The organism is Actinospica acidithermotolerans (assembly GCF_018139625.1).
Lineage (GTDB): Bacteria > Actinomycetota > Actinomycetes > Streptomycetales > Catenulisporaceae > Actinospica > Actinospica acidithermotolerans.
This window is the reverse complement of the sequence record NZ_JAGSOH010000252.1, coordinates 1-2,534: the sequence shown is the minus strand read 5'-3', so window position 1 is coordinate 2,534 and position 2,534 is coordinate 1. Positions and strand designations below refer to the sequence as shown.

The following is a 2,534-nucleotide window of genomic DNA, read 5'->3' as shown; positions in this document are numbered from 1 at the left end:
TGTCGGCGACTAGTGAAAACTGACCCCCAGGCAACGGTTGAAAGTTGACCCCCTTGCTTAGCCTGGAGGGTGCTGAACGTGGAAGATTGGGCCGAGATCCGGCGGCTGTCCCGCGCGGAGGGTATGACGATCAAGGGGATCGCCCGGGCCCTGGGGATCTCGAAGAACACGGTTCGCCGTGCACTGGCCTCGGTCGAGCCGCCGAAGTACGTGCGGGCGCCGACCGGCTCGGCGGTGGATGCGTTCGTCCCGCGGATCAAGGAGTGTCTCAAAGCAGATCCGTGGATGCCGGCCACGGTGATCGCCGAACGGGTCGGCTGGGATCGTTCGATCACGGTGTTCCGGGCCCGGGTGCGCGAGATACGCCCGGAGTTCAAGCCGGCCGACCCGGCTTCGCGCACGACGTACGAGCCGGGTGAGGTCATGCAGTGTGACCTGTGGTTCCCGCCTGCGAAGATCCCGCTCGGAGCCGGACACGCCGGCAGCCCGCCGGTGCTCACGATGGTTTCGGGCTACTCCCGGTATCTGATGGCCCGGATGATCCCCTCGCGGCATGCCGAGGACTTGATCGCAGGGCACTGGGAGCTGCTGGCCGAGCTCGGTGCGGTCGCCCGCACGCTGGTGTGGGACAACGAGGGCGCGGTCGGGCGGTGGGTGTCTGGCAAGCCGGTGCTGGCTGGTGAGTTCCAGGCCTTCCGCGGCAGCCTCGGGGTCACGATCTTCCAAGCCCGCCCCCGTGATCCAGAAACGAAGGGGCTGGTGGAGCGAGCCAACGGCTACCTGGAGACGAGCTTCATGCCGGGACGCTCCTTCACCTCGCCGCACGACTTCAACCGGCAACTGTCCGCCTGGCTGATCAGGGCGAACTCCCGGCACCACCGGCGCATCGAGTGCCGGCCGATCGACCGGCTGGGCGCGGACCGGGCCGCGATGGTGGCGCTGCCACCGGTCGCCCCGGCGCTCGGCTGGCACCGCACGCTGCGGCTGCCGCGCGACCACTACGTGCGGGTCGATACCTGCGACTACTCCGTCGACCCGGCCGCCATCGGCCGGCGTATCCAGGTGCGCGCCAACCTGCACGAGGTGACCGCGACGATGGACGGCACGCTCGTGGCCCGCCACCCGCGCTCCTGGGCCCCGCACCAGACGATCACCGACGCCGACCACGCCGCGGCAGCCGCCTTGATGCGCCGCGCCCACCTGCGCCCGGTGCGCGAGCCCGACCCGGACGAGGTCGAAGTGCGCGACCTCTCACGCTACGACGCAATGTTCGGCCTGGTCGAGACCGACGCCCCGGCCGCCTGACCCCTCCTGCCCGGCTTTGTCCGCACCCGTGGATCCGGCCCCCTGCTGCGCCCTGCCCGGAAACCGACACCGACACCGACACCGACAAGGAGGCTGGCATGCCTACACGCAGCATGCTTTTCGCACGGCTGCGCATCAGCGACCCGGACGCCGCACTTGAGTACATCGGCGATCCGCGCTACGGCGGGCCGCGCCTGACCATCGGCGATCCCGCCGACGCCGTCGCACTCGACCTGCCCGGCGACGGCCGTCAGGCCGCGGTGTTCCTGCGCCGCCTCGCGCACGCAGCCGAATATGCCGCCCGCCAGGCCGAGACCCATCCCGCCCTGACCGATCAAGGAGCCTGACATGCCCGCCCGCACCATCGAGAAACCCGCACCCACCGGCCGCGACACCAGAGGCGAGATCGCCTACCTCTCCCGGGCTCTGAAGACCCCGGCGATCGCCGAGGCCGCCGAACGCCTGGCCGAACGCGCCCGCACCGAGAACTGGACCCACGAGGAATACCTCGCCGCCTGCATGCAACGCGAAAACGCCACCCGCTCCGCCTCCGGAGCCGAGATCCGGATCAAGGCCGCGCGGTTCCCCGCGAGAAAGACCCTCGAGGAATTCGACTACGATCACCAGCGCTCGATCAGACGCGAGGCGATCGCGCACCTGGGCACCCTGGACTTCATCGCCGCCAAGGACAACGCCGTCTTCCTCGGGCCGCCCGGCACCGGCAAGACGCACCTGGCGATCGGCCTTGGCATGCGCGCCTGCCAGGCCGGACACCGGGTCGCCTTCGCCACCGCAGCCGACTGGGTCACCCGCCTCGCCGCCGCCCACCAACACGGCGTATTGGCGGCAGAACTCGTCAAACTCTCCCGCTACCCACTTTTGATCATTGACGAGGTCGGCTACCTCCCGTTCGACCCCGACGCCGCCAACCTGTTCTTCCAACTGGTCTCGTCGAGGTACGAGCGGGCCAGCATGATCATCACGAGCAACATGCCGTTCGGCCGCTGGGGAGAGGTGTTCAGCGACGACGTCATTGCCGCCGCAATGATCGACCGACTCGTCCACCACGCCGAGGTCCACGCCCTCAAGGGCGATAGCTACCGCACCAGAAACCGCGACCTCGGCCGGGCCACCCCCGCCTCAGCCGGCCACCAGCAGTAACGAACATTCACACGAGGGGGTCAAGATTCGACCGGCGCCAGGGGGTCAGTTTTCAGCCGCCGTTGACA

The 2,534-nt window shown here is 69.1% G+C and carries 3 protein-coding genes; all 3 read left to right on the top strand.

Annotation, left to right across the window (positions count from 1 at the left end):
• Positions 1-69 precede the first annotated feature (69 nt).
• The 3 genes from istA to istB all read left to right on the top strand — a co-directional run bounded on the left by istA (position 70) and on the right by istB (position 2,466).
• Positions 70-1,305 (top strand): IS21 family transposase, encoded by a 1,236-nt coding sequence (istA, locus tag KDK95_RS34425; protein WP_212522554.1) that lies wholly within the window; start codon positions 70-72, stop codon positions 1,303-1,305.
• Between the two features lie 98 nt (positions 1,306-1,403).
• Positions 1,404-1,652 (top strand): hypothetical protein, encoded by a 249-nt coding sequence (locus KDK95_RS34420; RefSeq protein WP_212522553.1) that lies wholly within the window; start codon positions 1,404-1,406, stop codon positions 1,650-1,652.
• 1 nt (position 1,653) lies between these two features.
• Positions 1,654-2,466, top strand: coding sequence for an IS21-like element helper ATPase IstB (istB, locus tag KDK95_RS34415; protein ID WP_212522552.1), 813 nt, complete (start codon positions 1,654-1,656; stop codon positions 2,464-2,466).
• Positions 2,467-2,534: the final 68 nt, after the last annotated feature.